Source organism: Micromonospora sp. KC721, assembly GCF_004348355.1.
GTDB lineage: Bacteria > Actinomycetota > Actinomycetes > Mycobacteriales > Micromonosporaceae > Micromonospora.
The window spans coordinates 1-7769 of sequence record NZ_SMJY01000248.1; the positions used below are offsets into that span (position 1 = coordinate 1).

Here is a 7769-nt window from a genome sequence, read left to right on the forward strand (position 1 = left end):
GGTTTCCGGGGGCGGCGGAGATCGCGGGGCTGGCGGATTCGGCGTTCGCGATGCCCACGCGGCGACGGGAGACGGTACGGGCGCTCGCCCGCGCGGTGGCCGCCGGGGAACTGGTGCTCGACCCGGGCGGAAACCGCCCGGAGACGGTACGGCGGCTGCTCGCCCTCCCCGGAATCGGCGCCTGGACCGCCGGCTACGTCGCCATGCGCGCCCTCGGCGACCCGGACGTCCTGCTCACCACCGACCTGGCGGCAGGCCGAGGTGCCGCCGCCCTCGGCCTGCCCGACGCCCCCTCGACCCTGGACAGCCACTCGCAGCGCTGGCGCCCCTGGCGCTCGTACGCGACGATCCGACTCTGGAGAGCAGCATGACCATCGACAGCACCGTCATCGACACCCCGATCGGCCCGCTGAGCGTGCTGGCCGGCCCCGACGGGGCGGTACGCGCCGCCGGTTTCACCCCGGACCCGGCGACCCTGCTCCCCCTCGTCCACCCGGGCCTGCGCGGCGACCTCCGCCCGCGCGGCGACCTCGGGCCGGTCAACCGGGCCGTCGTGTCCTACCTGGACGGCGACCTCACCGCCATCGACCCGGTGCCGGTGCAGCAGCACACCGGCGGCGCGTTCATGGCGCACGCCTGGCAGGTGCTGCGGGACGTGCCGGCCGGCGAGCCGGTGACATACACCGGTTTCGCCGCCCGGGCCGGACGGCCGGCGGCGGTCCGCGCGGCCGCCGCCGCCTGCGCCCGCAACGCCGCCGCCCTCTTCGTCCCCTGTCACCGGGTGTTGCGCACCGATGGCACGCTCGGCGGCTACCGCTGGGGACTGCAGGTCAAGACGTGGCTGCTCGGCCACGAACGGCACTCTGACAGCAAGCCGACACCGGCGATGCTCCCGATTGACGCTACCGTCGGGTAGTGCCTGCGCTGCGCGACGGCGACCCCACCCGACGGGTCGACGCCGGCCTGCGCCCCCTGCGCAACCTCTGGCGGCTGCGCCGCTACCTGCGCCCGTACGCGGGCCAGTTCTGCTGGTTACTGCTCGCCAGCCTGGCCGCCACCGCGGCCAGCCTGGCGGTGCCGCTGCTCACCCAGCGGGTGGTCGACGGGCCGGTCGCGGAACGCGACCCGGCCGGCCTGCTCCGCCTCGGCGGCCTGGCCCTGCTGCTCGGGCTCGCCGAAGCGGCGCTGATCTTCATCCGGCGGTGGACGCAGTCCTCCTCCTCGGTCGGCATGGAGACGGCGATCCGCACCGACGTCTACGCCCACCTGCAACGCCTGCCGGTCGACTTCCACGACCGGTGGCAGTCCGGCCAACTGCTCTCGCGGGTCACCAGCGACCTGTCGGTGATCCGCCGGTTCCTCTCCTTCGGGTTGCTCTTCCTGGTGCTCAACGTGGTCACCTACCTGGCCGTGGTGGCGCTGCTGCTGCGCCTGCACGCGCCGCTGGGGCTGCTGGTGGCCGCCAGCGCGGCACCGCTGTTCCTGATCAGCCGCCGGTTCGCCCGGCACTACCACGCGGCGTCCCGGCGGATGCAGGACCAGCAGGGCGACGTGGCCACCCTGGTCGAGGAGACCGCGCAGGGGCTGCGCACCGTGAAGGCGTACGGGCGCGGGCCGGAGCTGGCCGACCGGTTCGCCGGCCGGGCGCGGGCGCTGCACGACACCGGCGTCGGCAAGGCCCGGCTGCTGGCCCGCACCTCCGCGCTGTTCGACCTGGTGCCCAACCTGACCCTCGGCGTGGTGCTGGTGTACGGGACGGCGCTGGTCGCCCGGGGCACGCTCACCGTCGGTGAACTGGTCGCCTTCGTCAGCCTCCAGCTCATGCTGATCTGGCCGGTGCAGTCACTCGGCTGGATCATCGCCAACGGTCAGGAGGCGGCCACCGCCGCCGACCGGATCCACGAGGTGCTGGACACCCCGCCGTCGATCGTGGACGCTCCGCACGCGGTCCCGCTGGCCCGGGACGCGGTCCGGGGCCGGCTCCGGTTCGAGGGCGTGTCGTTCCGCTACCCCGGTGCCGCCGCGCCGGTGCTGCGGGAGATCGAGCTGACCGTCGAGCCCGGTGAGACGCTGGCGCTGGTCGGCGTGACCGGTGTGGGCAAGACCACCCTGCTCTCCCTCGTCCCCCGGCTGCACGAGGTGACCGGCGGCCGGATCACCCTGGACGGGCACGACCTACGCGACCTGCGGCTGTCCTCGCTGCGCCGGCTGGTCGGCACAGCGTTCGAGGAACCGACCCTGTTCTCCATGTCGGTGTGGGAGAACCTCACCCTGGGAAGGCCGGACGCCGGCGAGGACGAGGTCCGGGCGGCGCTCGCGCTGGCCCAGGCCGACTTCGCGTACGAGTTGCCGTGGGGGCTGGCCACCCGGGTCGGCGAGCAGGGGCTGTCGCTCTCCGGTGGACAGCGGCAGCGGTTGGCGCTGGCCCGGGCGGTGCTGGGCCGACCGGCGCTGCTCGTCCTGGACGATCCGCTGTCCGCGCTGGACGTGCACACCGAGGCGCTGGTCGAGGCGGCCCTGAAACGGGTGCTGCGGGACACCACCGCGTTGCTGGTGGTGCACCGGCCGTCCACGGTCGCCCTGGCCGACCGGGTCGCGCTGCTCGACGACGGGCGGATCACCGCCGTAGGCCGCCACTCCGAGTTGCTGGCCACGGTTCCGGCGTACCGGGCGGTGCTCTGCGCCGAACCGGCGAGCCGGGACGGCCTGGTGCGGTCGTGACCGGCGAGGTGCCGCGCCCCCGCCCGGACGGCGTCGACCCGTCCCACTGGCGGGGGCGGGCCACCGACCCGGACGCCGACCGCAGCCGCGCCGAGGACACCGCACCGGAGGCGGTGGCCCGGCTCCGTGCCCGCAGCCGGGCGCTGCTGCGTGACCTGCTGCGCCCGCACCGGGCCCGGCTGGGGTTCGCCGCCGCGCTGCTGCTGGCCCAGAACGCCGCCGCGATGGCCGGGCCGTACCTGGTCATGCTCGGCATCGACCGGGCCGTGCCGCCGCTGCGGGCCGGCGATCCCGGCCCGCTGGCCGCCGTCGCCGGGGCCTTCGCCGTCGCGGCGGGCACCGAGTACGCGGCCCGGCGCGGCTTCCTCGCCCTCTCCGCCCGGATCGGCCAGGCCGTCCTACTCGACCTGCGCCAACGGGTGTACGGCCACTTCCTCCGCCTCTGTGTCGGCTTCCACGAGCGCTACACCTCCGGCCGGGTGGTCTCCCGCCTCACCAGCGACCTGGACTCGATCGCCGAGCTGGTCGACGGCGGCATCGACAGCCTGGTGACCGCCACCCTGACCGTGGTGTCGGTGGCCGCCGTCCTGCTCTGGCTGGACCTGCCGCTGGCGGCGGTGGCCCTGCTGGCGTTCCCGTTCCTGTTCGCGTTGTCCCGCTGGTTCGCCCGGGCCTCGGCCGGCGCGTGGCGGCGCAGCCGGGACGCGGCGGCGCTGATGATCGTCCACTTCGTGGAGTCGCTGCGCGGCGTCCGGGCCGTGCAGGCGTTCCGTCGGGAACAGCGCAACCAGCAGATCTTCGACGGGTTGAACGACGAGTACCGGCGGGCCAACCTGTACGGGTTCCGGCTCATCGCCACGTACTCCCCCGGGATCAAGGTGATCGGGAACGGCACCGTGGCGGTGGTGCTCGGCTACGGCGGGTGGCGGGTGCTCGGCGGCGGCATGGAGGTGGGGGTGCTCGCCGCGTTCCTGCTCTACCTGCGCCGCTTCTTCGAGCCGATGCAGGAGCTGAGCCAGTTCTACAACACGCTCCAGTCCGCCACGGCGGCGCTGGAGAAGCTGGCCGGGGTGCTGGACGAGCCGCCCGGCGTGCCGGAGCCGCCCCGACCGACGCCACTGCCGGCCGGCCCGCAGCGCGGCGCGGTGTCGTTCCGGGCCGTCTCGTTCGGTTACCGCCCGCAGGCTCCCATCCTGACCGGGCTGGAGCTGCGGGTGCCGGCCGGGCAGACGGTCGCGTTGATCGGGCCGACCGGCGCGGGCAAGTCCACGATCGCCAAGCTGCTGGCCCGCTTCCACGACCCGGACACCGGCACGGTGGAGTTGGACGGGGTCGACCTGCGTGACCTGGCCGACGCCGCGCTGCGCCGGGCCGTGGTGCTGGTCACCCAGGAGAACCACCTGTTCAACGGCACGGTGGCGGAGAACATCCGGTTCGGCCGGCCCGCCGCCGACGACGCGGCGGTGGAGGCCGCCGCGCGGGCGATCGGCGCGCACGACTTCATCGTCGGCCTTCCCGACGGGTACGCCACCGACGTGCACCGGCGCGGTGGCCGGCTCTCCGCCGGGCAACGGCAGCTCGTCGCGTTCGCCCGGGCGTTCCTGGCCGACCCGCGGGTGCTGATCCTCGACGAGGCGACGTCGTCGCTGGATGTGCCGACCGAACGGCTGGTGCAGCGGGCGCTCGGCACCGTGCTGCGCGACCGTACCGCGCTGATCATCGCGCACCGGCTCTCCACGGTGGAGACCGCCGACCGGGTGCTGGTGCTCGACGGCGGCCGGATCGTGGAGGACGGCCCGCCGGCCCGGCTGTCCGCCGCCGGTGGCCGGTACGCCGCCCTGCACCGGCACTGGCGGGCCTCGCTGATCTGAGCGCCGCCGGCCGGCCGCAGGGGCCCCCGTCGATTTATTGGACGGCTAGACTCGGGCCCCGTCGGCCGGGCCGGTGCCCGTCGGCCGGTGCGGACCGGCTCGGGGCGCGCCGGCGGTCAGGCACCACCGGACGAAACGGGGAGGTGCGGGGTGCGGATCCGACGACAGGCAGTTGTCGCGGCAGCGTTGGTCATCGGTACGGTCGGCGCGGCGACGGTCGCGACGACCGGAGAGGACGAGACCGGTTCACCGGTCGCCACGGCGGCCACCGGGAAGTGGTCCGCACCGGGTACGCCGACACCGGTGGACGGTTCGCCGAGCGTGGCACCCCGCGCTGCCGGACGGGTGGGCACACCGCCCAAGTCCACGGCGGAGCGCCGGCCGATGACCGTGCCGGCCCGGCCCGCGGCGGAGGTGGCGCGGGCCGCCCCCGCGTCCGTCGCCCACCTCACCGAGCGGTACCGGGTGTCCCCGGCCGAAGCGGCCCGCCGGCTCGCGCTCCAGGAACTCGCCGCACCGCTGGCCGGCACGCTCGCCGAGCGGTTCCCCGACGGGTACGCCGGCATGTGGCTGGACCAGGACGGCGGCGGCGTGCTGACCATCGCCGCCACCGACCCGGCCCCGGTCGCGGCGGCGGTCGCCGACCTGCCGGACGCCGGCCACGTGACGGTGGTGCCGGCCCGCCACTCGCTGCGTCAACTCGCCGAAGCGGCCGACCGGCTGGCCACCACGCTCGGCGCGCGGGCCGGCGTCGACGTGCTGGTCGACGAGAAGGCCAACGAGGTGGTGGTGCTCACCGACAACGGGTTGGCGGCGCTCGGGGCGCGGCTGGCCGAGGCGATCAGCGCGGTGGACGTGCCGGTACGCACGCAGGCCCGCTACGACGCCCGTTCGGTCCCGAAGGCGTGTGACCCGCGCTACTGCGCGGAAGCGCCGATGCGCGGCGGCATCCGGCTGGACATCCCCCGGGACAACGGCACGGTCGGCGGCTGCACCAGCGGGTTCAACGTGCGGTCCCGCTCCGGGGAGTATCACGTGCTGACCGCCGGGCACTGCGTGGCCAGCGCCACCCACCGGCACCGCGACCTGACCTGGCACCAGTTCCTCGGGCCGAAGGTGCCGGTGGGCATCGAGTCGACCGCGCCGGTGCTGGCCGAGAACGCCTTCCCGTACGACTACGCGGTCATCCCGTACCAGGCCGGGGCGTTGAAGCGGTGGGCGTACCCGAAGCGCGGCGGCGGCGACCGGGCCAGCCTGGTCAACTACTGGTGTGTGCCGGACAGTTCGGGCTGCGCCACCCGGGGCAGCCGCGACGTGAAGATCACCGGGGTCACGCCGTACGGCGCGGTGCTTGTCGGCGCGACGGTCTGCGCCACCGGGTCGGCGTACACGCCTACGGCGGGCGAGCGGTACGTCGACTCGGGCGCGGGAGCCGGGTACCTGCCGGGGACCCGCTGCGGTGAGGTCATCGGCAAGGCCAGCGGCGGCATCGACGTGCGGATCTGCGCCCGCCCCGGCGACAGCGGCGGGCCGCTGTTCACCGAGTCCAACGGCAGGGCCCTGGGCATCCTGTCCACCGGCGACCCGGGCAGCGGCCCGTGCACCAACCCGAACGAGAAGAACGTCTACGCGCCGGTGTCCCTGATCCTGGACCGGGTGAACGCCCGCACCGGGCTGGGCTTCGAGATCGCCACCCAGGGCCCCCTGCTCGCCCCCGTCCGCTCCTCGACCCGACCGTAACTCCCTCCGCCCTGCGGGCAGCCGAGCTAGGAACCGGGCCGGGTCGAATCGCGAAGGCACAAAAGGGCACCGCTGCCTAGGATCGACGGATGACCGACACGGCGAGAACGGCGCGCGGCGGTGTCCCCGAGCGTCCCACCCTGGACGGGCTCGAGGCGACCTGGGCGCGCCGCTGGCAGGAGGACGGCACCTACGCGTTCGACCGGACGAGGACGCGCGTACCGGCGACGGGCACCTCCGGCCGGGGCGGTCGCCGCGACGACGTGTTCTCCATCGACACCCCACCGCCGACCGTCTCCGGCGAGCTGCACATGGGGCACGTCTTCTCGTACACGCACACCGACACGGTGGCCCGCTTCCAGCGGATGCGCGGCAAGGCGGTCTTCTACCCGATGGGGTGGGACGACAACGGCCTGCCCACCGAGCGGCGGGTGCAGAACGTGTACGCGGTGCGCTGCGACCCGGCCCTGCCGTACGATCCGGCCTGGCAGCCACCGACCACCCCGGTCACGGAGGAGCAACGCCGGCAGCCGACCTCGATCTCCCGGCGCAACTTCGTCGAGCTGTGCGAACGGCTCACCGCCGAGGACGAGCAGGTCTTCGAGGCGCTGTGGCGGCGGCTGGGGCTGTCGGTGGACTGGTCGCTGACGTACACCACGATCGGGCGGGCCGCCCGGGCGGCCAGTCAACGTGCCTTCCTGCGGAACCTGGCCCGGGGCGAGGCGTACCAGACCGAGGCGCCGACCCTGTGGGACGTCGGCTTCGCCACCGCCGTGGCCCAGGCGGAACTGGAGGACCGGGAACGGCCGGGGGCGTTCCACCGGCTCCGGTTCACCGGGCCGGGCGGGCGCGAGGTGCTGATCGACACCACCCGGCCCGAGCTGCTGCCGGCCTGCGTCGCGCTGGTCTGCCACCCCGACGACGAGCGGTACGCCGACCTGGTGGGCACGGCCGTGCGTACCCCGGTCTTCGGGGTTGAGGTGCCGGTGCGCGCGCACCCGCTGGCGGACCCGGCCAAGGGCACCGGCATCGCGATGGTCTGCACGTTCGGCGACCTGACCGACGTCACCTGGTGGCGGGATCTCGACCTGGCGACCCGGGTGGTGATCGGTCGGGACGGTCGGCTGGTGCCGGAGCCGCCGGCCGGCGTGCCGGCCGACCCCTACGCGGCGTTGGCCGGGCAGAGCGTCAGCACCGCCCGGTCGAGAATGGTCGGGATGCTGGCCGACGCCGGTGAGCTGGTCGGTGAGCCCCTTCCGATCACCCACCCGGTCAAGTTCTACGAGCGGGGCGACCGGCCGTTGGAGATCGTCTCCACCCGGCAGTGGTATCTGCGCAACGGCGGCCGGGACGGTCACCTGCGGGAGGAGCTGCTGGCCCGTGGCGGCGAACTGCGCTGGGTGCCGGAGCACATGAAGCACCGGTACGACCACTGGG

At 74.6% G+C, this 7769-nt stretch carries 5 protein-coding genes and 1 pseudogene; all 6 read left to right on the forward strand.

Annotated features, from left to right (window positions below):
• A pseudogene (locus tag E1182_RS27535) lies at positions 1 to 371 on the forward strand (DNA-3-methyladenine glycosylase 2 family protein); the annotation flags it as partial.
• Positions 368 to 916, forward strand: coding sequence for a methylated-DNA--[protein]-cysteine S-methyltransferase (locus E1182_RS27540; protein WP_132270660.1), 549 nt, complete (start codon positions 368 to 370; stop codon positions 914 to 916). The pseudogene E1182_RS27535 and the gene E1182_RS27540, both read left to right, overlap by 4 nt.
• A complete protein-coding gene (locus tag E1182_RS27545; protein WP_371687610.1) occupies positions 916 to 2721 on the forward strand; it encodes an ABC transporter ATP-binding protein in 1806 nt (601 codons plus the stop codon). The genes E1182_RS27540 and E1182_RS27545 overlap by 1 nt, the downstream gene beginning before the upstream one ends.
• Positions 2718 to 4592, forward strand: a complete 1875-nt coding sequence (locus E1182_RS27550; RefSeq protein WP_132270661.1) for an ABC transporter ATP-binding protein — start codon at positions 2718 to 2720, stop codon at positions 4590 to 4592. The genes E1182_RS27545 and E1182_RS27550 overlap by 4 nt, the downstream gene beginning before the upstream one ends.
• A 150-nt stretch (positions 4593 to 4742) precedes the next feature.
• Positions 4743 to 6332: a trypsin-like serine protease gene (locus E1182_RS27555; RefSeq protein WP_132270662.1), complete on the forward strand. Its 1590-nt coding sequence runs from the start codon at positions 4743 to 4745 to the stop codon at positions 6330 to 6332.
• A gap of 89 nt (positions 6333 to 6421) precedes the next feature.
• Positions 6422 to 7769: class I tRNA ligase family protein (locus tag E1182_RS27560; protein ID WP_165942738.1), on the forward strand; the 1348-nt coding region annotated here is incomplete at its 3' end.

Excerpts from the sequence above, each read along its gene's own strand:
- E1182_RS27540 (WP_132270660.1), top strand. The coding sequence starts at position 368 with ATGACCATCGACAGCACCGTCATCGACACCCCGATCGGCCCGCTGAGC.